At 68.6% G+C, this 22,787-nt stretch carries 13 protein-coding genes; 11 read left to right on the top strand and 2 right to left on the bottom strand.

What is annotated here, in order from left to right; genetic code table 11:
* Window positions 1–171: 171 nt before the first annotated feature.
* The gene (locus IBX22_RS27050; protein WP_194818506.1) at window positions 172–1,014 is read left to right on the top strand and encodes a DMT family transporter; all 843 of its coding nucleotides are present in this window, start codon (window positions 172–174) and stop codon (window positions 1,012–1,014) included.
* A gap of 4 nt (window positions 1,015–1,018) precedes the next feature.
* Here the strand turns inward: IBX22_RS27050 and IBX22_RS27045 are convergent, their stop codons facing one another.
* The gene (locus IBX22_RS27045) at window positions 1,019–1,549 is read right to left on the bottom strand and encodes a hypothetical protein (RefSeq protein ID WP_194818505.1); all 531 of its coding nucleotides are present in this window, start codon (window positions 1,547–1,549) and stop codon (window positions 1,019–1,021) included.
* 118 nt (window positions 1,550–1,667) lie between these two features.
* On the opposite strand from IBX22_RS27045, the gene IBX22_RS27040 reads away from it, so the two are divergent.
* The 7 genes from IBX22_RS27040 to IBX22_RS27010 all read left to right on the top strand — a co-directional run bounded on the left by IBX22_RS27040 (window position 1,668) and on the right by IBX22_RS27010 (window position 10,265).
* Window positions 1,668–3,104 carry a GuaB1 family IMP dehydrogenase-related protein gene (locus tag IBX22_RS27040; protein WP_194818504.1) on the top strand — a complete coding sequence of 479 codons (1,437 nt, stop codon included), beginning with the start codon at window positions 1,668–1,670 and terminating at the stop codon, window positions 3,102–3,104.
* Between the two features lie 251 nt (window positions 3,105–3,355).
* Complete coding sequence (locus IBX22_RS27035) at window positions 3,356–4,837, top strand: hemolysin family protein (RefSeq protein ID WP_194818503.1); 1,482 nt, start codon at window positions 3,356–3,358, stop codon at window positions 4,835–4,837.
* A complete protein-coding gene (locus IBX22_RS27030) occupies window positions 4,830–5,894 on the top strand; it encodes a hemolysin family protein (RefSeq protein WP_194818502.1) in 1,065 nt (354 codons plus the stop codon). Before IBX22_RS27035 ends, IBX22_RS27030 begins: the two co-directional genes overlap by 8 nt.
* The gene (locus IBX22_RS27025; protein WP_194818501.1) at window positions 5,891–6,748 is read left to right on the top strand and encodes a 3-methyladenine DNA glycosylase; all 858 of its coding nucleotides are present in this window, start codon (window positions 5,891–5,893) and stop codon (window positions 6,746–6,748) included. Before IBX22_RS27030 ends, IBX22_RS27025 begins: the two co-directional genes overlap by 4 nt.
* Before the next feature lie 76 nt (window positions 6,749–6,824).
* Complete coding sequence (locus IBX22_RS27020; protein ID WP_309234808.1) at window positions 6,825–7,934, top strand: epoxide hydrolase; 1,110 nt, start codon at window positions 6,825–6,827, stop codon at window positions 7,932–7,934.
* 101 nt (window positions 7,935–8,035) lie between these two features.
* The gene (locus tag IBX22_RS27015; RefSeq protein WP_194818500.1) at window positions 8,036–9,610 is read left to right on the top strand and encodes an LVIVD repeat-containing protein; all 1,575 of its coding nucleotides are present in this window, start codon (window positions 8,036–8,038) and stop codon (window positions 9,608–9,610) included.
* A gap of 1 nt (window position 9,611) precedes the next feature.
* Window positions 9,612–10,265: a DUF305 domain-containing protein gene (locus tag IBX22_RS27010; RefSeq protein ID WP_309234807.1), complete on the top strand. Its 654-nt coding sequence runs from the start codon at window positions 9,612–9,614 to the stop codon at window positions 10,263–10,265.
* A gap of 35 nt (window positions 10,266–10,300) precedes the next feature.
* On the opposite strand, the gene IBX22_RS27005 is transcribed toward IBX22_RS27010, so the two are convergent.
* Window positions 10,301–12,103, bottom strand: a complete 1,803-nt coding sequence (locus IBX22_RS27005; RefSeq protein WP_194818499.1) for an APC family permease — start codon at window positions 12,101–12,103, stop codon at window positions 10,301–10,303.
* A gap of 295 nt (window positions 12,104–12,398) precedes the next feature.
* On the opposite strand from IBX22_RS27005, the gene IBX22_RS27000 reads away from it, so the two are divergent.
* From IBX22_RS27000 to IBX22_RS26990, 3 genes are all read left to right on the top strand, one after another.
* Complete coding sequence (locus IBX22_RS27000) at window positions 12,399–15,053, top strand: AAA family ATPase (protein WP_228539469.1); 2,655 nt, start codon at window positions 12,399–12,401, stop codon at window positions 15,051–15,053.
* Between the two features lie 99 nt (window positions 15,054–15,152).
* Entirely contained in the window at window positions 15,153–21,488 is a 6,336-nt protein-coding gene (locus tag IBX22_RS26995; RefSeq protein ID WP_194818497.1) for a type I polyketide synthase, read from the top strand.
* 1 nt (window position 21,489) lies between these two features.
* A complete protein-coding gene (locus tag IBX22_RS26990) occupies window positions 21,490–22,776 on the top strand; it encodes an aminotransferase class I/II-fold pyridoxal phosphate-dependent enzyme (protein WP_194818496.1) in 1,287 nt (428 codons plus the stop codon).
* The last annotated feature ends 11 nt before the right edge of the window (window positions 22,777–22,787 follow it).

Here is a 22,787-nt window from a genome sequence, read left to right as displayed (position 1 = left end):
CGTCCCGCATCAGCGCGCCTCAGCTGGACGCGCCGACCGCATTCGAGGTCTATCACTCGGCTGCGTCGGCGGTGGACACTGGCTCGGTCCCGCATCAGCGCGCCTCAGCTGGACGCGCCGACCGCATTCGAGGTCTATCACCCGGCCGCATCGGCGGTGGACACTGGCTCGGTGCAGCATCATCCGCTAGGTGCCATAGTCTGTGCGCTCGTCGCTGCGCTGTTGTTCGCTGTGGCCGCTGTCGCTCAGCAGCGGGCTGCGGCGGCAGTGCCGGAAGGCGAGTCGCTGATGGGGTCGCTGGTGCGGAACCCGCGGTGGTGGGCCGCGCTTGTCGGTGATGCGGGCGGTTATGTCATGCAGGTGGCTGCGCTGGCGTTGGGGCCGGTTTTGTTGGTGCAGCCGATCCTGGTGAGCGCCTTGGTGTTCGCGTTGCCGCTGTCCGCGCGACTCAATGGCCGCCGCATCTCCGCACGCACGTGGGCCACGGCGCTGGCCTTGGTTGGCGCGCTGGCTTGTTTCTTGATCATCGGTGATCCGACGGAGGGCAATTCGGATGCGCCGCTGCGGGATTGGGGGTGGCCGTTGGCGGTGCTGCTGGGCTTCATTGCGCTAGCCGTGGTGATAGGCCTTCGCGGCGATCCGACTCGCCGCGCTCTGCTGTTCGGCACTGCGGGCGGGTCGCTCTACGGGTTGGCCGCGGCCCTTACCGCCTGCGTCGCCGGCCAGTTCTCGCTTGGATTCGTGCACCTGCTTACCAATTGGCAGACCTGGGCGCTGGTCGCCGCGGGCTTGATCGGCCTCTATCTCCAGCAGCGCGCTTTCCATGTCGGCCCGCTCGCGGCTTCGCTGCCGGCCGTCACCATCACCGAACCGCTCGCCGCGGCCTTCCTCGGTCTCACCGTCCTCGACGAACGATTGCGCACCAACGGTTTCGGCCTGTTCGCGATCGCTGTCGCGGTAATCGTCATGTGCGTCACCACGATTCGGCTTTCGCGCACGCAGGCCGAAGCCTGAGTGTTCAGTCGACCGTCAGGTGGTAGGTCGTGTCGACCCAGAAGCCGCCTTCGGTACTCGCCTTGATCTCCAGCACGTACTGCCCGGGCGCCAGCGGAGCTAGGCCCGCCCACAGACCCCAGGCCCTGCGGCGCAGCAGTGACGCCCACAGCGGCTGCACCTTCGCCCAGAACGGCGGCGAGACGAATTCACGCAACTCGAGCGGCACACCGTTGAGGTAGGCCTTCGCGGAGACGACCTCCATGGTCATCGGCTCTTTGGAAACCCGCATCGGGTGCACGGTGTTGATCACCGGGAAGAACAGCGGCCTGCCCGAAGGCACCGCACATCGTCGCACCACGCGGCCGCCATAAGTCCCGGCGAGAAACCAGACTTCCGCGGGCTGCTTCCACGCGGCGTGCTCGCCGGTCTCATCGGCGACCGGGCTGCGGTCCGCCGGGGCAGACAGCGCCCACTGCCACCAGCGCGCCGCGAGATATCCGCCGTCTCGGTCGCTCAGCTCCCAAGAGTTTCCGCTCACTGCCCCATCACGCATGCCACACTCCGCCAACAGCCCATATCCGGGCAACCACTCGAACGGCTAGACCTTATCGTTGCCGCAGGTATGCCGGGCGATTGCACGGAACGCGGGCAACCCGGTTAGTATTGGTCAAGTGCAGTTTCTCCCTGGCCATCAGCCGCCCTACGACCTGACCTACGACGACCTCTTCCTCGTCCCGAATCGGACGGATGTGGCGTCCCGGTTCGACGTAGATCTGTCGACCGTAGATGGGTCCGGTACCACCATTCCGATCGTCGTGGCGAACATGACCGCTGTCGCGGGCCGCCGGATGGCCGAGACGGTCGCCCGTCGCGGCGGCATCGTGGTGCTACCGCAGGATCTGCCGATCAGCGCGGCCGCCGACACCATCGCCTTCGTGAAGAGCCGCTCGCTCACCGCCGACACCCCGGTCACCCTCGACCCGGAACGTTCGGTGTCCGAGGCCGTCGCTCTCATGCACAAGCGCGCCCACGGCGCCGTCGTGGTGCTCGAAGGTGCCATGCCGGTCGGCGTCGTCACCGAAGAGGCCTGCACCGATGTGGACCGCTTCGCGCGCCTGCATGACGTGATGAACACCGACTTCGTCTCCGCCCCGGCCGACACCTCGCCGCGCGAGATCTTCGAACTGCTCGAGGCCGGTCGGGCCAAGTTCGCGGTCCTCACCAACGCCGACGGTTCGCTGGCCGGCGTGATGACCCGCACCGGCACCGTCCGCGCCGGCATCTACCAGCCCAACGTCGACGCCGGCGGTCAGTTGCGCATCGCCGCCGCCGTCGGCATCAACGGTGACGTCGCCGCCAAGGCCAAGGCCCTGGTCGACGCGGGCGCCGACCTGCTGGTGCTCGACACCGCGCACGGTCACCAGGAGAAGATGCTGGAAGCGCTGCGCACCGTCGCCGACCTCGGTCTCGGTGTGCCGCTCGTGGCCGGCAACGTGGTCTCCGCGCAGGGCGTGCGCGATCTCGCCGCCGCCGGCGCCACCATCATCAAGGTCGGTGTCGGCCCCGGCGCCATGTGCACCACCCGCATGATGACCGGCGTGGGCCGCCCGCAGTTCTCCGCGGTCGCCGAATGCGCCGCCGCTGCCAAGGAACTCGGCGTGCACATCTGGGCCGACGGTGGCGTGCGCCACCCGCGCGACGTGGCTCTGGCGCTGGCCGCCGGCGCCGCCAACGTGATGATCGGCTCCTGGTTCGCCGGCACCTACGAGTCCCCCGGCGACCTGCGCACCGACCGCGACGGCAACCGCTACAAGGAAAGCTTCGGCATGGCCTCCAAGCGTGCCGTGGCCGCCCGCACCGCTACCGACAGCGGTTTCGACCGGGCCCGCAAGGCGCTGTTCGAAGAGGGCATCTCCAGCTCGCGGATGCGCTTGGATCCGGAACGCCCGGGCGTCGAGGACCTGATCGACCACATCACCTCCGGTGTGCGCAGCGCCTGCACTTACGCCGGCGCCCGCAGCCTGCCCGAGTTCCACGACAAGGCGGTGCTCGGCGTGCAGTCCGCGGCCGGGTTCGCCGAAGGCCGCCCGCTGCCCAGCGGCTGGTAAGACAGACACACCTACACATTCGAGTTACCGGCCCACGCGTTGCCGCGCGTGGGCCGGTAGCATCATTGGCACAGCCGGAGCTTCCGGCTCTCCCCCGCCGAAAGGAACAAGTTGTCACCCGCGTCCAAGGGCGCTACCAAGGAGGGCTCCTCTACCGAGCCGGGTGACAAACCCGGCGCTCTCCATCCCGCAGCAGTCCCTGCCGATTCCGACGACCCTTCTCAACCCATCCGCGACGGGTGGTGCTGATCGTGTCCGTCGCACTCACCGTGCTCAGCCTGGTCGGGTTCATCGCCTTGACCGCGGGCACCGCGCTGTTCGTCGCCGCCGAGTTCTCGCTCACCGCGCTCGAACGCAGCACCGTCGAATCCCACGCCCGCGACGGCGACCGCCGCGCCCGCATGGTCCGCCAAGCCCATCGCACGCTGTCGTTCCAGCTCTCCGGCGCCCAGCTCGGCATCACCATCACCACACTGGTCACCGGTTACATCGCCGAACCCATCCTGGCCCGTCTGCTTTCCCCGCTGTTCCGGGCGATGGGCGTCAGCGCCGGTGTCGCGCAAGGCATTTCGCTGGCATTGGCCCTGGTCCTGGCGACCTCGCTCTCGATGATCTACGGCGAGCTGGTACCCAAGAACATCGCCATCGCCAAACCGCTGGCCACCGCACGGTTCACCGCGGGCCCGATGGTCGCGTTCTCGGTGGCGTTCAAGTGGATGATCAATTTCCTCAACAACACCGCCAACTGGGTGGTGCGCCGCGTGGGCATCGAACCGGCCGAGGAACTGCGTTCGGCCCGTTCCCCGCAGGAACTGGGTTCGCTGGTGCGGACCTCCGCGCTGCGCGGCGCGCTGGACCAGCGCACCGCACAGGTGGTGGATCGCTCGCTGCAATTCGGTGAACGCAGCGCCGAAGAACTCATGACCCCGCGCGTCAAGATCGAATCCCTGGACCAGAACGACACGATCGCCGACCTGCTCGAAGCGGCCGGCCGCACCGGCTACTCCCGGTTCCCGGTGATCGACGGCGACCTGGACAACACCCTGGGCGTCGTGCACGTCAAGCAGGCGTTCCTGCATCCGGTGAGCGCCCGCCGCACCATTCCGCTGCGCCAGCTCGCCGCCCCGGTCCCGATCGTCCCCGCCAGCCTCGACGGCGACGAAGTGCTCGAACGCGTCCGCGCCGACGGCATGCAGGTCGCGGTGGTCGTCGACGAGTACGGCGGCACCGCGGGCATCGTCACCATGGAGGACCTGATCGAGGAGATCCTCGGCGACGTCCGCGACGAGCACGACGAAGAGGAACGTGACGTGCGCCGGGTCGCCGACGGCTGGGACTGCTCGGGTCTGCTGCGCATCGACGAGGTCTCCCGGGCGACCGGCTACGACGCGCCCGAAGGCGAGTACGAGACCCTGGGTGGTCTGGTGCTCACCCGGCTGGGCCGGATCCCGGTGGTGAACGACGAGGTCGTGCTGCCGAATTCGCCCGCGCATCACCGTCATCCGTACGAGACCGAGGAGGGCGGCTGGATCGCCCGGGTCGAGCGGATGGACGGGAGGCGGATCGATCGGATCCGGCTGATCCCGGTCACCGGCGAGGTGCTGGAGGCCCGCGAACGCAAGGCGGACCGCAAGATCCCGCGCAAACTCGGCGCCACCGACGACACGAACCAGGCGGACCAGGCCGAATTGACCCAGACCGAGTACAACCACGCGGAGCACAGTCATGGGTGACCTGTTCGGAATCGTGCTCACGATCGTGCTGCTGGCGGCCAACGCGTTCTTCGTCGCCGCCGAGTTCGCGCTGATCTCGGCCCGCCGCGACCGTCTGGAAGCTCTTGCCGCACAAGGCAAGCGCAACGCCAACACGGTGATCCGGGCCGGGGAGAACCTGTCGATGATGCTGGCCGCGGCCCAGCTCGGCATCACCATCTGCTCGATCCTGCTCGGCCGGGTCGGCGAACCCGCCGTGGCGCATCTGCTGGAGGGCCCGTTCGAGCTGCTCGGCTTGCCGCAGGGGCTGCTGCATCCGGTCGCGTTCGCCGGTGCGCTCACCATCGTGGTGATCTTGCACATCCTCTTCGGCGAGATGATCCCGAAGAACATCGCCCTGGCCGGACCGGAACGCAGTGCGCTGCTGCTGGTTCCGATTCACCTGGCGTGGCTGCGGCTGGCCCGGCCGTTGATCGCGATCTACAACTTCGCCGCGAACCTGACGCTGCGGATGCTGCGGATAGAACCGAAGGACGAGCTGCAGGCCACCGTCTCCAGCGTGGAGCTGGCCGAGATGATCGGCGAGTCCCGCTCGGAGGGTCTGCTCGACGAGGAGGAGCACCGCCGCCTGACGCAGGCGCTGGGCACCTCCGACCGGACCATCGCCGATGTGATGGTGCCGCTGGCCACCACGCGCTCGGTTCCGTTGCGCGGCAACGGAACCACCCTCGGCGATATCGAAACCGCCGTGGCCGAGACCGGGTTCTCCCGCTACCCGGTGCGCGCGGACGACGGCTCGCTGGTCGGCTATCTGCACATCAAGGACGTGCTGGACAAGGTCGCCGACGAGAACGCGGGCCCGAGCACACCCATCCCGCGCACCGATATCCGCCCGCTGCCGACCATGGGTGCGGCGACCACGCTGTACGAGGCGCTGGCCCGATTGCGGCGCACCAGTAGTCATCTGGGCCGGGTCGTGGACAACCACGGCAACACCATCGGCATCGTGGCGCTGGAGGATCTGGTGGAAGAGTTCGTCGGCACCGTGCGCGATGGGACGCATCGCGTAGTCGAATGACCCAGCTGCTTCCAGAAGTCGACTGGCGGGCGCGCGCCACCGAGCACCGCGCCCGCCTCGACAAGCTCGTCGGCCCGTACCTCGAACGGCGGGCCGCGGGCTCCACCCATCCGGTGATCGACTTCCTGTTCACCTACTACGGGCACAAACCGGCCCAATTGCGGCGCTGGCACCCAGGTTTCGGCGTCACACTGGCGGGTGCGCGCGAATACGACGGCGCGCGTGGGTATCTCCGGGTCGGCGCGGGCTACACCGCCGACCCGGCCTACCTGGCCAAGCGCCGCGACACCATCGAGTTCGTCGCGAACCTGTTGCGCGCCACCGCTTCCCGCCCCGCCCAGCTGTCCTGTTTCGGCCTGCACGAGTGGGCCATGGTGTACCGCACCGACGAGGTCCGTCACCAGCAGGTGCCGCTGCGGCTGGGCCACGCGAACACCGACGCGGTGGTGGAGTCGATGTCGTTGCGCTGCACGCACTACGACGCCTTCCGCTTCTTCACCCCCGACGCGGTCGGGCGCAACGCCGAACCACTCACCCGCGCCGACCAGGCCGCGCGCGAACAGCCCGGCTGCCTGCACGCCAACATGGACCTCTACAAGTGGGCGTTCAAGCTGGCCCCGCTCACCTCCTCCGACCTACTCCTGGACTGCTTCGAACTCGCCTGCACCGCACGCGAACTCGACATGCAGGCCAGCCCTTACGACCTGAGCGAATACGGCTACGACCCAATCCCCATCGAGATCCCTTCCGGGCGTGCCGAATACGTCCGCCGGCAGGGCGCCATCTCGGAGCACTCCGCGGCCCTGCGGACCCGCCTGCTCGCGGTCTGCGAAGGGCTCCTCGCCCTCCCCTGAAATTCCCCTTGAAACGGAATGGATCATTCTGCTACTGTTCTAACAGAACAAAACATTCCGTTCCAAGGAGATCATCGTGAACGACATCCGCCCCTTCCAGGTCGACATCGCCCAGACCGATATCGACGATCTCCGCGACCGCCTCACCCGGGCGCGGTGGACGCCGGCGCTGCCCGGCGCCGAGTGGAGCAAGGGCGTTCCGGTCGATTACCTGCAGGGTCTCGCCCAGTACTGGGCGAACGAATTCGATTGGCGCAAGGTCGAAGCCGAACTGAACCAGTTCCCGCAGTTCATCACCGAGATCCAGGGCCAGCCGATCCACTTCAAGCACATCCGCAGCGAGCGCCCGGACGCGAAGGCCCTGCTGTTGCTGCACGACAACCCGGGCGGCGCGATGGGCCTGCTCGATGTCCTCGAACCGCTGTCGCGGGATTTCCACCTGGTCGTGCCGTTCATGCCGGGCTTCGGTTTCTCCACCCCGCTCACCAGCACCGGCTGGACCGTCCCCCGCGTCGCGTCGGCCTTCGCTGAGTTGATGGACCGGCTCGGCTACCAGCGTTTCGGAGCGCACGGCGGCGGTGGCGGCGCGAACGTCTCGCTGGAACTGGGCCGCCAGGTGCCCGAGCGACTGATCGGCTTGCACGTCAACGCCTATGTCGCGATGCCCGGCGAAGATGCTGACGGCCTGACCGACGCCGAGCAGGCGCGCATGGCTACCGTCGAGCGGTTCATGCAGGACGGTTTCGGATTCAACATCATGATGTCGACCCGCCCGCAGACCATCGCGCACGGCCTCAACGACTCCCCCATCGGCCTGCTCGCCTGGGTCGTGGAGAAGTTCAAGGAGTGGACCGACCCGAGCGTGCAGCTGCCCGAGGCGGCTATCGCCAAGGACCGCATGCTCACCGATGTCAGCATCCAATGGTTCACCGGCACTTCGGGTTCCATCGCGCAGAGCTACCACGATGTCGCACACGACCCGACCGCGTGGGGCCCGAAGGAGCGAGTCACCGTGCCGACCGCGTTCGCGGTCTCCGCCGGGGACGTCACCATCCGGCGCTGGGCCGAGCGGGACGCGAATGTGGCGCGCTGGACCGAATTCGACCGCGGCGGCGCCTACCTCGCCCTGGAAGCGCCCGAGCTGGCGATCACCGACATCCGGGAGTTCTTCGAAACCGTCTCCTAAGTTACCGACAGTTACTACTATTCAGTCAGTTCCCGCAACCGTCTGGGTCGGTTGCGGGAACTGACACCGTTCGATGCCGAGAGTTTTTGGGGGACGCAACGATGCGCTCACTGACGAGACCGCGCATGGCCAGGCCATTGGCCCTGCTCACCGCGGGTGTACTCGCCGCCATGCTGCTACCGAACAGCGCGTCGGCCGACTTGCAGTCCGATATCGGTACAGCCGTCCAAGAACTCCTCGATGTCGGCCGCGTCGCGGCGCCGCGAGCCGACTGCGGGCCCGGCTCGATGCCGGAACCCGGTCTGCAAGGCGACGTTCCGGCCGCCGACCGCAACAGCGGCCGCTCCACCCTGGGCTATCGCTGCAATATGTCGATGCTGGGCCAGTTCGCGGGCCGCGGCGCCGGCATCACCTCCACCAGCTTCGAACACTGCGCCTACATGGGCTCGTTCTTCCCCGGCGACCTGATCAGCGAGGGCCGCGGCGTGCAGGTCCTCGACGTCTCCGACCCCGCCAACCCACGTCCGACCGCCACTCTGACCGAACCGGCCATGCTCGCGGGTACCTGGGAGAGTCTCAAGGTCAACGTGGAACGCAAACTGCTCGTCGGCACCGGTGTCCCAGTCGGTACGGGCGTCGGCTACCTATCGGTCTACGACATCTCCGATTGCGCGCACCCGCGCCTGCTCAACCACGGCCCCGGCACCAATCTGATGATGCCGCTGCCGATTACCACCCACGAGGGCGGCTGGTCCCCCGACGGCCGCACCTACTGGGCCTCCGGCATCGCACCCGGTTTCGTCAGCGCCGTCGACCTGACCGACCCCGCCAACCCGCGCGTCATCTGGCAGGGGCTCACCGGAATCGAAGCGCACGGCTTCGGCATCAGCCCCGACGGCAACCGCATGTACCTCTCCGCGCTCGCCGGTTTCACCGTGCTCGACATCAGCGCGGTGCAGCGGCGCGACCCGAACCCGCAGGTGCACCACATCGGCCGCACCTTCTGGACCGATGGCTGGGCCACTCAGCACAGCGTCCCGGTCACCTACAACGGCAAGCCGTACCTGTACACCGTCGACGAAGGCGGTTCCGGCGGAGTCAAACTCATCGACATCTCCAACGACACCAAGCCCAAGGTCGCGGCGAAGGTGAAGCTGGAGATCAATCTGCCCCAGCACATCGACAGTAATATCGGCTCCTCGATGGGCGGTTCGGTCTTCGCCTACGAATCGCACTACTGTTCCGCCGACCGCGCGGACAACCCCACCGCCCTCGCCTGCGGCTGGATCTCCTCGGGCATCCGGGTTTTCGACATCCGCGACCCCTTCGCCATCCGCGAGATCGCCTACTTCAACCCGCCCGCCCGCACCGGCCGGAACCTGGAACTCTGGAACTCCCCGCACGCCCTGGCCTCCATCATCGGCATGCCCTTGATGTCGGCGCCGCCGCTGGCCCGTTCGGTCCTGGAAGGCCAGTTCAACCCCTGGCAGGCACTCACCCAGCGCAGCGGCCACGTAGCCTTCGGCGACGTCTCCACCGACTGGTGCCTCTCGCCGCCGGAATGGCGCGGCAACCAACTGTTCGTCTCCTGCTCGGACAACGGATTCATGGCCCTGCAACTGGACAACGACGTGTACACCGCGCCGGAGAACCAGCAGTCCGTCGTCGGGTCGTAGCGTGGATCGAAACATCCCGGGCTGGATCCGGATCGCCGCCTTGGCGGCGGCCGGATTCACCCTGCTGGTCCTCGGAGCCGCGCTTCGCCCCCTCATGTTCGCCGAGAATCACACGGCGGCACCGATTCTCGACACCGTCGAGGTCGGCTTCGCCCAGGACATGACCGCCCACCACCAGCAGGCCCTGCAGATGGTGCAACGCCTGGACCCGGCCGCGGGCGCCCCCGTACGTCGCCTGGCCCAGCAGCTCGCCGACACCCAGCGCATGGAAATCGGCACCATGCTCGGATGGTTGCGCCTGGCCAACGCCGCACCGATGTCCTCGCGCCCGATGGCCTGGATGCACACCGAACCGGCTGCGTCACACCACCATTCGCCTGAACCCACGTCCACCACCACACCCGCGGCAACCACCATGCCGGGCATGGCGACCATGGCCGAACTCGACGCCCTCGCCACCGCCAAGGGTCGCGCAGCGGAAATTCTGTTCTTGCAGTTGATGATTCGCCACCACGAGGGCGGAACGGCTATGACCAAAGCCGCCGACGAACTCCTCCAAAGCGGCCCGGTCAAAGAAGCGGCACGCTCGATGTTCCAGGCCCAGAGCCAGGAAATCGGCGTCATGAGCGTCATCCTGACCCAACTGAAGCCGTAGGGCGCAACGGGTGCTCTCGCCGGCCTGACGTCTGGTCATTCCACGGGCACGCGCAGATGACACACCACAGTGCCGGGCTGTCGCCGCAGCTGCTTCTCGAGTTCCTGGCTGCGGTGGCTGGGCAGCACCCGTTGCCAGCCACCGGGCGGGTCGAGCTCGGCGATCACCACGACTTTGCGCCGGCCTGGAAAAGTCTCGCGGACATAGCGTGCGACTGGTCCGCCGACGGTGGCGTCACTGTCTTCCAGCAACACCAGCCGGACATCAGGATGCCAAGCCTCCCATGCTTTCGTGAATGCCTTCGCCGGCCCGCCGTCGAGACAGACGTGCACCGCGACGACGTCGCGTCCGATCGACATCGCCGCCGACAGCGCCTGGCAGCTCAGCTCCGAGACCTCCGAGACCGGCACCACCACCAGCGCCGCCGCACCCGGCTGCGGGCGGGCAGGCATGCCGGGACGCGAATCATCCACTGCACGCCGGGATTCCCCGATCCGATGATAGGCGCGCCGCACCCGTTCCATGGCCAGCACCAGGATCGGCAGGACAACCACGACCAGCCAGGCACCCTCGGTGAACTTCATCCCCGCGGTGATGATCGCGGCAGCGAACGTCAGTACCGCACCGAAACCGTTGAGCGCGAGCCGCCATTGCCAGCCCGGGCCGCGAGTACGCAGCCAGTGCCGGACCATGCCCGCCTGCGCGATGGTGAAACCGACGAACACGCCGATCGCGAACAACGGCACCAGCGCATTCATCTCGCCGTTCGCCCCGATCAGCAACACACCCGCACTGACGCCCAGCGCCACCACGCCGTACCGGTACACCTGGCGCGGCGAGCTCACGGCGAACCGGTGCGGCAGGCAGTTGTCGTCGGCCAGAATCCTTGTCAGCGTGGGCAATCCGCCGTAGGAGGTGTTGGCGGCCAGCGCCAGCAACACCACGGTGGCGAATTGCACTATGTAGTAACCGATTCCGTCGCCGAGCGCGGCCGAGGTGAGCTGAGACAGGACGGTCGTTCCCTCGATCGGATGGACCTGGAACTTCTCGATCAACACCGCCAGCCCGACCAGCATGACGCCCAGCAGCGCACCCAGCGCCACCTCCGCACCCTGGGCCCGGCGCACCCGCGGCGGTCGGAAACTGGGTACCGCGTTGGCAATCGCTTCGACACCGGTCAGCGCGGCACATCCACTGGAGAACGCTTTCAACACCAGCAGGACACCGACAGTCTGCAGATCCGACGGCACCGCGGCGGCGCCGGCGACAGTGACCGCAGGCGTGCCGCGCACCAGCCCCGCCACGATCACCAGCATGATCCCGGCGACGAACACAGCGGTCGGCGCCATGAACGCTCGCGCACTTTCGTTGATACCCAACAGGTTCAGTGCGGTGATGCCCACCAGCACCGCCAGGCAGATCTCCACCGTGTACCCGTGCAACGCGGGAAACGCCGAAGTGAGCGCCGCGATACCGGCCGCGATCGACACCGCCACATTCAGGACGTAGTCGACGATCAAGGAAGCCGCGGCGGTGAGGCTGGTACGCCGGCCCAGATAGGCCTTGGCCACCGCGTAGGCACCACCGCCGTCGGGGAACGCCGCGATCACCTGCCGATAGGAGGCCACCAGCACCGCGAGCAACGCCGCGATCGCGAGCGTCACCGGCACCGTAAGCCCCAGCCCCGCACCGCCCGCGACGGCCAGCACCAGCACGATCGCCTCGGGTCCATAGGACACCGAGGCCATCGCATCGAGAGAGAGTCCGGCCAGACCGGTCGGCACGGTCAAGCCGCGCTTACTTGGTTCGGTCTTCGCGGACGACAACAAATCGGTCATCTGCGCGAGTCTCAGCGCTCCACCCGCCACACACCAGAGGGCTTAACGCAATGCTGACGGCCGGGGACCGGTGATGTCGGTCATATCCATGCCACCCGAGTTGCACCGCTGAACCCGGGAGTAACGCGGCAGCGGCACGGACGGATATGCCTAGCGGGACAATCCGCAGCTCTCATGCGGGTTGGGGTGCATCGCTGTGGACATGCAGGAATCTTCCGCACGGAGGATGTCTGTTCGGCGCCACGACGTGGAAATGGTTCATCCATACAGCTGATGCGAATCACCGGGGGCTCCCATGTGGCCGTTTGTCGGTAGGCAAGACGAATTGGACAGCATTATCGGGGCCCTTCGGGACCCGGAAAACAATGGATTCATCGTGGCCGGCGCGGCGGGCGTGGGTAAAAGCCGGTTGGCGCGCGAATTCGCCGACCGGCTGGCCGGCACCGAGTTCGTCGTCCGCAGTGTTTCGGCGACGTCGGTTACCAGCGATGTCGCGTTCGGAGCGTTGGCGATGTATCTGGAGGGCCGGGCGACGCCGGCGCCGGGGCAGAGCGTACTGATCACCGAACTGGCCAGACGGCTGGCCGAGGCCCCCGAGAATGGGCGCGCGGTGGTGATCGTGGACGACGCGCATCTGCTGGATCTCGCGTCGGTGGCCGTATTGCGTCAGTTGGTGCGCGCCCATCACGCATTCCTGTTCGCCGTCACCCGTTCCGGCGAACCGGGCACCCGCGATCTCGCTCCGCTGTGGACCGAAGGTCTGGTACGCCGCGTCGAATTGCCCACCCTGTGCGGCAACGAGATCGAAGAGTTGCTGGAACAGGTGCTGGACGGCCAGGTGGCTCTGCTCACCGTGCAGCGATTGCGTGAACTGACCGGCGGAAATCCGTTGTTGCTGCGTGAGCTGGTCACTTCCGGATTGGACAGCGCTGCGCTCTCGCCGGTCAATGGGGTGTGGACGTGGCACGGGCCATGGTTGGCGGCCCCGCGGCTGACCGAACTGGTCCAATCCCGCATCGGTCATCTGGGTGAGGAACAACAGTGGGCGCTGGAGCTCGTCGCATTGTCCGAACCGGTGAGTCTCGAGGTGCTGACCCGGCTGGTCACCGAGGACATGCTGCTGAGCTTGGAGGGGCAGGGCCTGCTGCATGTGCAGCAGGACGGCCCCCGGACGCTGGTGCGGCTGGCGCATCCCCTCTATGCCGAGGCGCTGCGCGAAGCCTGTCCCGCGCTGCGCACCAGACACGCGAAACGCAAACTGAGCGAGGCCCTCGCCGCCGCCGGAACCAACGGTCAGGACGACGCGCTGCAGATCGCCCGCTGGCGGCTGGACGCGGGTGTCCCGGTGGACACCGACGTCCTGCGCCAGGCCGCCCAGCGGGCGTGGTCGATACTCGACCTGCCGCTGGCCGAACGGCTTGCCCGGGAAGCGGTGACCGCCGCATTGGCGGCCGGGCAATTCGACCAGATGCATCGCGCCGGAGTCACATTGTGGCGGGTGCTGATCGCCGGCGAGCGGCATGCCGAACTACTGGCCCTGATCGATGCCGTCGCGTCCCGCGCCGACGAGCCCGAACAACGCGCCGGTGCGACGATCGCCCGTGCCGAAACGCTGTTCTGGGGTTTAGGCGACTACGACGGCGCGATGAAGGAGCTCGGGAGCGTCGCGGACTCGGAGTGCGCCGGAGTGCTCATCGGCAAGGAGCATGCCGGGCTGTACCCGTTGCTGCACGGTTTGGCCGGGGGCCTGCTGGAGGCGCAGGACGCGATCATCGAGGACACGCAGCGCATGGCGGACCCGGAGTCCGCACCGAAACTCGGGGTGGCCGCCGAGCTGACGGCCACCTTCGGTGGCGCATGGCTCGCGGGGGATGTGGCCGCGACACTGGATTCGCGGGGGGTTCCGGAGGTAGCGGAGTTGCCGTGGATAACTCCGCTGGTCGCGCTGCTGCGCACCCAGCGCAGCCTGCTCGAGGGCCGGCTCGAGGTTGCGGCCGAGGTTGCCGGACAAGCTCACCGGGCCGCCCTGGCGCTCGGCTGGGATTTCGCGATCATGCTGTCCTCGGTGGGCAATGCGCAGGTGGCGCGGTTCGCGGGCCGGATCGATGAGGCCGGGCGGTGGCTGAGTGAAGCCCGGGCGCTCTACAGCCCCAGCTCCAACGCCGGGCGGATCTTCTACGGTCTGCTGGCCGGGGAACAGGCATACGTCGCGGCCATGGCGGGCGACCACGAGGCGGGGGCCGCCGCACTGGCCACGCTCCCGGACCACGAGTGGCTTCCGGGCCGGGTCTTCACCTTGTGGGCCGAACTCGCGCGGCCGTGGGTATCGGTCGCCCAGGGTGCGGTGCAGGCGGCGCAGGTTCAGGCACTGGCCGTGGCCGAGCGCGCCCGGTGGTCGGGGGCATACGCGGTGGAAGTCCTCGCACTGCATGATCTGGTCCGGCTCGGCGGCGAAGTGCCGGTGGCCCGGTTGCGCACCCTCGCGGCGGCGGAACCCGATCCCGGGCATCCGGTGCACCGCTGTCTGCGGCACGCCGAAGCACTGGTCGCGCGGGACCCCGTGGCGCTGGAAGCTGTTGCGGCCGAGTTCGAACAGTCCGGCCGATTGCCGATAGCCGCCGAGGTGTACCGGCAGGCTTCCCGCGGCTACCGCGACTGCGGCAAGGCGGATTCGGCTCGGCGCTGCCGGGCCTTCGCCGTGGCCGTCGGGGACCGCTGCCCGGGAGTGTCCCAAATGCCCGGAGAGACCGACGAATTCGACCTCACCACCCGGGAACGCGAGATCGCCGTGCGGGCATTGTCCGGCCGGACCAACCGGGAGATCGCCGCGGACATCGGGGTCTCCAAACGCACGATCGACAACCATCTGGCGCGGGTGTACAGCAAGCTCGGCATCTGCACGCGCGACGAGCTCCGCCGTCTCCTCGGCCGGTGTGAGCTGCCCCGATAGGTATGGGCCTGGGATTTGAGTATGCCCATGCTCATGTGCTCACCCTCTCCTCTGATCGACGATTTCCGTGGTGCCGGATCGACGAAACGAGGAGTTGACATGCATCGAGGACAGGATCGGGACTATTCCGTCACCGATATCGCGATCGTGGGAATGGGGTGCCGTTTTCCTGGAAACGTCAACGGCCCCGGCGAGTTCTGGCAATTTCTGGTCAGCAAGGGTGACGGCATCGTCGACATGCCCGCGGACCGATGGAATACCGACCTGTTCTACGACCCGGACCCGGACGCTCCCGGCCGCATGTACACCAAACGCGGTGGATTCCTGGAATCCCCATGGGATTTCGATCCGGAGTTCTTCGGCATCTCGCCCCGGGAAGCGGTCAGCATGGACCCGCAACAACGCCTCCTGCTCGAGGTGGCGTGGGAGGCGCTCGACGACGCCGGAATCGCGGGCCGGGTGGGCGGCCGGCAGGTAGGGGTGTACGCCGGCGGCTTCATGGTCGACAACCTGGTCCGCCGCCACCTCCCCACCGGCCGGGTGGCCATCGACAACCACACCCCGACCAGCGGTTCGCTGACGATGATCTCGAATCGGCTGTCCTACGTCTTCGATCTGCACGGCCCGAGCATGACCATCGACACGGCGTGCTCCTCCTCGCTGGTCGCGGTGCACGAAGCGACCCAGGCCCTGGTCCGCGGCGAGTGCGAGGTGGCGCTGGCCGGCGGCGTCAACGTGATGCTGCATCCGGAAACGTTCGTGTCCATGTGCAAGGGCCGCTTCCTGGCTCCCGACGGTCGCTGCAAATCCTTCGACGCCGGCGCGGACGGATACGGCCGCAGTGAGGGCGCCGGGATGCTGGTGCTCAAGCCCACGGGAGCGGCCCTGCGCGACGGTGACCGGATCTATGCGGTGATCCGGGGCAGCGGAGCGAACCAGGACGGTCGCACCGCGGGGATCACCGTGCCCAACCCGCAGGCCCAGCAGGAGCTGGCGGAGCGGGTGTGCGCCGCGGCGGGGATCGACCCGGCGCATATCGGTTACGTCGAGGCGCACGGCACCGGTACCGCGGTCGGCGATCCGATCGAATTGTCCGCGCTGGGCGCGGTTTTCGGCACCGCCGCGGGACGGAAGTCCGCGCTACCGGTCGGCTCGCTGAAGGCGGGCATCGGGCATATGGAGGCGGCCGCCGGTGTCGCCGGTGTCATGAAAGCGGCGCTGACCGTTTTCCATCGCACCATCGCCCCGCAGGCGTGGCTGCGCACGCTGAATCCGGCCATTCCGTTCACCGAGCTGAATCTGCGAGTGCCGACCGAAACCGAACCGTTCCCCGCGGACGGCACGCGAGCCCTGGTGGCGGTCAACGGGTTCGGTTACGGCGGAACGAACGCACATGTCCTCGTGGAGGAGGCCCCGCAGGCCCATCCGGCGACGCCGCGGCGCAAACCGGCGCGGGTACTGCCGATTTCCGGCGCCACCGAAGCGGCGGTGCGAGCCGTCGCGAGCCGGCTCGGCGCCTTGGTGGCCGGCGGCGCCGACGACGGCCTGGTCTGCGATGCCGCCTGGACCCGCCGGGCACACCATCCGGTGCGCACCGCGGTGACTTACACCGACGGCAAGGATCTCGCCGATCGGCTCGCCGCGGTGGCGGCCGGCGCCGGCGCCCTGGGTAAGCCCGTGGTCGCGCCCGGCACCAAGCCGGTTTTCGTGTTCAGCGGCATGGGGCCGCAATGGTGGCGCATGGGCCGCGACCTGCTGCTCGCGGGCGGCGTGTTCGGCCGCACCGCGATGGAGATCGACGCGGTGTTCAACGACATCGCGGGCTGGTCGATCGTCGAGGAACTGCTGTGCGAGGAGGAGCATTCGAGGGTCGAGCACACCGAGGTGGCGCAACCGGCCAACTTCCTGATCCAGGTGTGCCTCGTCGCCGCACTGGCAGAGCTGGGCGTGCACCCGGCGGCGATCGTCGGGCACAGCGTGGGTGAGGTGAGCGCGGCGTATGTCAGTGGCGCACTGAGTCTTCGGGACGCGCTGCTGGTGAGCTATCACCGCTCCCGGTTGCAGGCGCGGACCGCGGGTACCGGCGGCATGCTCGCGGTGGGCCTGACCGAAGCCGAGGCGATGGACTGGCTCGCGGACCGGCCCGACCTGTGCCTGGCCGCGGTCAACAGCCCGTCCGCGATCACCCTCGCCGGACCGGTGGACTCGCTGGAGGCGCTGCGCGTAAGCCTGGAGGAGACAGGCATTTTCGGCAAACGGCTGCGCGTCGAGGTGCCCTACCACAGCGCCCTGATGGATCCGATCCTCGGCGAGCTGGAGACGGTGCTGAGCGGCGTGCGGAGCACCGAACCCACTGCGGCGCTTTACTCTACGGTGACCGGGGCCCAGGCCGGCGGCACCCGGTTCGGCGCCGCCTACTGGCGCGACAACGTGCGCGAACCCGTGCGGTTCGCCGCCACGATCGGCGTCCTGATCGAGGACGGTCACCGAGTCTTCCTCGAGGTCGGCCCGCACCCCGTACTCAGCGGCAATATCCGCGAAATCCTGTTGCAGGCGGGGGAATCCGGCACCGCGATTCCCACGCTGCACCGCAAACAGGACGACGCCGACAGCCTGTGCCGGGTCGTCGGTGCGCTCTACACGGCGGGTTGCCTGGACGGCACCGAGACCCCGGGTAGCGGCGCCGGGCCCGCGATCCATCTGGACCTGCCGGCCTATCCCTGGCAGCGCACCCGGCTCTGGAACGAGGACCCCGCGGTCGAGCGACTGCGTACCGGAACCCCGGACAGTCGTCCACTCCTCGGCGAACGGCTCGACGCCCAGGCCCCGGAGTGGGAGACGGAGCTGTCCGGCAGCAGGCTGCCGTGGCTGCCCGAGCATGTGGTCGACGGTGTCGTCCTGCTGCCCGGCGCGGCCTATCTCGACGCCGCGCTGTCGGCCGCGGACGTGCTCACCGACCATCGGAGCCTGACGATCGAATCGGTGCGCTTCCGCAAGCCGCTGGTCGTGGACGAGCACGACATCCCGCGTCTGCGCATGGCGATCGACGCGAGCACCAACCGGTTCACGGTGAGTTCCCGCAGTGCCACGGTGGCGGACTGGACGGTCAACTGCACGGGCCGAATCGTGGACGGGCTCATGGAGTCTCGCAAATGCGACGTCCCCGAGGACGCCAGGCAATTGATCACCGGTGAGGAGTTCTACGCCCGGCTCGCCGAACGCGGGCTGGCCTATGGTCCCGCCTTCCGGCGCATCGCCGAGGCCCGGGTCGATGCGGACACAGTGGTCGCGACGATCGAACCGCCGACCGGTGCGGTGGACGGTCATCTCGCCCATCCCACCGTGACGGATGCGGCACTGCAGTCGGTCGCGGCGCTCGCCGAACTCCCGGACGGTGCGGTCGTGCCCGCGAAAGTCGATGCTGTGCGGTGGTTTTCGCCGCTGCCCCGGCGATCGGTGCTCGCGGTGGCGCGACGCTTGCCGGGTTCGGTACTGCGCGCCGATGTCGCGCTCTGCGATTCCGACGGTGTCGTGTACGTCGAATTCGTCGGCGTCGAGTTCGCCCGGATCGCTCCGCCGGTCGCGCCGATCGACCGGCTCGACCGGCTGTTCTACGAATGGGAGTGGGAGCCTCGCGAGACTCCCGCCGAAGACCTGGCCGTGGTTCCTTCCGAGCGGGAGACCGCGATCGTGGTCGCCCTCGGTGAACCCACCCGGGCGCTGGCGATCGCCGAGGCGTATCCCGGTTCCCGGGTGGTCGCCGCCGGCGGGATCGCGCAGACCATCCGGGATACGTTGAGCACCAACGGAATCGAACGCGTCACCATCGTCGTGGTGCCGCCTCCGGTGCAGGCCGGTTCGGTCGAACCCGCGGCCGCCACCATCGATGCCGTGGCCGGCCTGGTCGCGGCCGCGAAGGAAGTGCAGAGCGCACTGGACGAACTCGCCGCGGATTCACCACAGGCCGACGCCGTCCACGCGGTCGTGCTGACCGAACGTGCCCTGCGGCTACCGGACGATCGCCACGAGCCCGATCTCACGCAGGCAGCGCTCGCCGGCGCCCGGCGCGTGCTGCGCAACGAGCAACCCGGCCTGCACTGGCGGCTGCTGGATGTCGCACCCGGCCACTCCGCGCGGGAGGTCGTCGCCGAACTGCGTGGCGGCAGTACGCCGGACAACGCCGACGCGGACGAAGTCGCGCTGCGACAGGGTGTTCGCCTGGTTCCGCGGGGACGCCGGACGCTGGCCGACCGGTTGCGGCCCTACACCGAAAGCACCGTCAGCCCGGGCCCGGAAGAGTCGTTCGAACTCGAAGCCCCCGCCTCGGGGCTGCTCACCGACCTGGCGTTGCGGGCCGCGGAGCGCCGAGATCCGCAGGACCGCGAAGTCGAGGTGCGGATGGACGTCCTCGGCCTGAACTACAAGGACGCGATGAAGGTGCTCGGCGTGCTCACCGCGGAGGACCTGCGCGGCACCTACTTCGGCACCGGACTGGGCATGGAGGGGTTCGGGCAGGTCACCCGGGTCGGACCGGAAGTCACCGAGGTCTCCCCCGGCGACCAGGTGTTCGTCTCCACGCGTGACATGTTCCGCCGGTACGTCACGGTGTCCCTCGACCACGGCGTCGTGAGCCCGCTGTATCCCGGCGCCCGCCCCGAGCACGCCGGTTCGCTGCTGCCGCTGTTCACCGCGCATTACGGCCTGTACCGGGCGGCGGGTGTGCGAGCCGGCGACACGGTGCTCGTGCACGGCGCGGCGGGCGGCACCGGGCTGGCCGCGATCCAAGTGGCCCGAGCCCTGGGCGCCCGGGTGATCGGCAGCGCGGGCACCGACGAGCGCCGGGCGGTCGCGCTCGCGGCCGGCGCGCACGAGGTGGTCAACTCACGATCGCTGAATTTCGTCGATGACGTCTTGCGGCTCACCGACGGGCACGGCGCCGATGTCGTGTTCTCCTCGGCGCCCGGTGAGACGCTGCGGCAGAACCTGCGGGTGGCCGCGGAATTCGGCCGGATCGTCGAGATCGGCAAGGCCGACATCTACGGCTCCGGGGCGATCGATCTGCGCCCGTTCGACCGCAATCTGTCCTTGATCGCGGTGGATATGGACCGGATGTTCCAGGCCCGCCCGGAATTGACCCGCGCGGTGACCGCCGAGGTGCTGGCCCGGCTCGACAAGGGTGAGTACGAGGCGTTGCCGACGACGATGTACCCGGTGTCGCGGCTGCCGCAGGCGTTCGAGAGCGTCGCCCGCTCCCGGCACACCGGCCGGGTGGTGGTGGATCTCGGTGCGGCCCCGCTGATCCGGCCGCGGCGGCCGGAGTTCGCCGTGCATCCCGGCGCGACATATCTGATCACGGGTGGGTGCGGCGCCTTCGGCCTGGCGACCGCGCGGTGGCTGGTGACCCGCGGCGCCACCCACCTGGTGCTCGCCGCCCGCCGCGGCGCCACCACCGACGAGGCCCGAGATCAATTGCGGGCCTGGGCCTCCGCCGGTATCGACGTCACTGTCGCACAGATGGATGTGGCCGATCCGGAGCGGGTGCGGACGCTGGTGCACACGATCCGCGACACCATGCCGCCGCTACGCGGGGTGTTCCATACCGCGGGCGTCCTCGACGACCGCCTGCTCGGTGCGGTCACGGTGGAGTCGTTGCGCCGGGTGGTGGAGCCGAAGGTGCGCGGCGCCTGGAATCTGCACACCGCGCTGGACGACGCCGGAGTGGCAGTGGACGCGTTCGTGCTGTACTCCTCGGTATCGGCGCTGGTCGGAACCGCTTCGCAAATCGGTTACGCCGCAGCCAATTCCGCTCTCGACGCGCTCGCAGCGCTGCGGCAGTCGCAGGGCAAGGCGGCGCTGTCGGTGAACTGGGGTGCGCTGGCCGGTGGCGGTATGGCCGCCTCCACCGAGGAGATCGAGCGCTATCTCGACTTGATGGGGATGCGCCCGATCGATATGGACACCGCCGCCGAATTGCTCGGTGCGTGCTTGAGCCTGGACGCGCGGACGGGCGGCATCCTCGTCGGCGATATCGACTGGAGTGCTTGGGCCGCGGCGAATCCGGCATCCGCGACGTCGACCCGCTTCGCCGATCAAGTGGCGGCGGCTGGCCAGGATGTCTCCGGAACCGATGCGCTGCGTGCGGAATTGCTCGCGATGCCGGTGGAACAGCGCGGTGCGGTGCTGAGCTTCGTGCTCGCCGAACAGCTCGCCGCCGTACTGGGAATATCCGCGGAGGCGGTCGACATGTCGGTGCCGCTGCCCGATCTGGGCTTGGATTCCTTGCTGTCGGTGGAGCTGGCCAGCCGGGTGGTCACCACCCTCGGCGTACCGGCCTCGGCACTCGAATTCAGCCGCGGCACTGGAATTTCCACGATCGCACGCCGGATGGCCGCAGGGCTGTCCAGCGACACGATGAACCTACGGAAGGTGAGCTGAAATGGTTGTCGACGCGAAAAGTCTGGCCCGGGATCTGCTGTCCAGACACGCCAAGCCGGCGCTGGAGCCGGTCCATCGTCCGAGGGGCCGGGGATTGGACGACCACCCGGAAATCCGTGCGGCCCTCGAACTGCGCGGCCGGGCGACCGCCGCGTTCTCCGATCGCGGTCTGCCGAACCCGTTCTTCCTGCCGCACACCGGGGTCAACGGTGCCACGACCGGCATGCTCGACGGCGAGGTGGTGAACTTCTCGGGATACAACTATCTCGGCCTGGCCGGGGATCCGCGGGTCACCTCCGCCGCGAAGCAGGCGATCGACGGCTACGGCACCTCGGCCTCGGCCAGTCGTGCGGTGGCGGGTGAGATTCCGCTGTACGCCGACCTGGAACGCCGCCTCGCCGGCGCGTACGGAGCCGGCGACGCGGTGATCACCGCGAGCGGGTACCTCACCAACGCCGGTGTGATCCCGTTCCTGCTGGGGCCGGGCGATCTGGCGGCCTGTGACGCGCTGGTGCACAGCAGCATCGTGTCGGGGACGCGCTGGGCCGGGTGCCGCCGAGCCACCTTCGCGCACAACGACCCCGAGGCGCTCGATCGGCTGCTGATCCGTTCCCGCGGCAGTTTCGGGCGGGTGCTGGTCGTGGTCGAGGGCGCCTACAGCATGGACGGCGACGTGGCCCGGCTCCCGGAGTTGATCGCGGTCGCGCGCAAACACGACTGCCTGATCATGGTGGACGAGGCGCACTCGTTCGGCGTGCTCGGCGGCCAGGGCTTCGGGGTGCGTGAGCATTTCGGCCTGGCCGCGGACGCGGTGGACCTGTGGATGGGCACGCTGTCGAAATCCCTGGCGAGCTGCGGCGGATTCCTGGCCGGCGACGCCGAGCTGATCGCGGCGATCAAGACACTCGCCCAAGGGGTTTCGCTGTTCTCGGCGGCGCCGACACCGGCCCAGATCGCGGCCGCGATCGCCGCCTTCGACGTGATGGTGGCCGAGCCGCAACGCCTGGCAAGGTTGCACGGCAACGCCGCGACGATGTCAACGGCGTTGCACGACGGCGGCTGGGATACCGGGTTGAGTGCCGGAACCGCGATCATCCCCGTGATTCTCGGCGCGGAGGAACGGGCCATGGCCACGTCGGGGCGCCTGCTCGCGGCGGGTATCTACGCCGCTCCCCTGGGCTATCCGTCGGTCGCCGAAGGCGCGGCCCGGATTCGGTTGTTCATGTCGGCCGAGCACACGGCCGAGCACATCGACCAGCTGGTGACCGTGCTCGCCGGCGAGCGGTAGCCCGCCGGCCT

Origin of the sequence: Nocardia sp. XZ_19_385 (assembly GCF_015355755.1) — a bacterium.
In the GTDB taxonomy this organism is placed as follows: domain Bacteria; phylum Actinomycetota; class Actinomycetes; order Mycobacteriales; family Mycobacteriaceae; genus Nocardia.
Note: the sequence above shows the minus strand (reverse complement) of the source record. Positions and strands in the feature narration are given on the sequence as shown.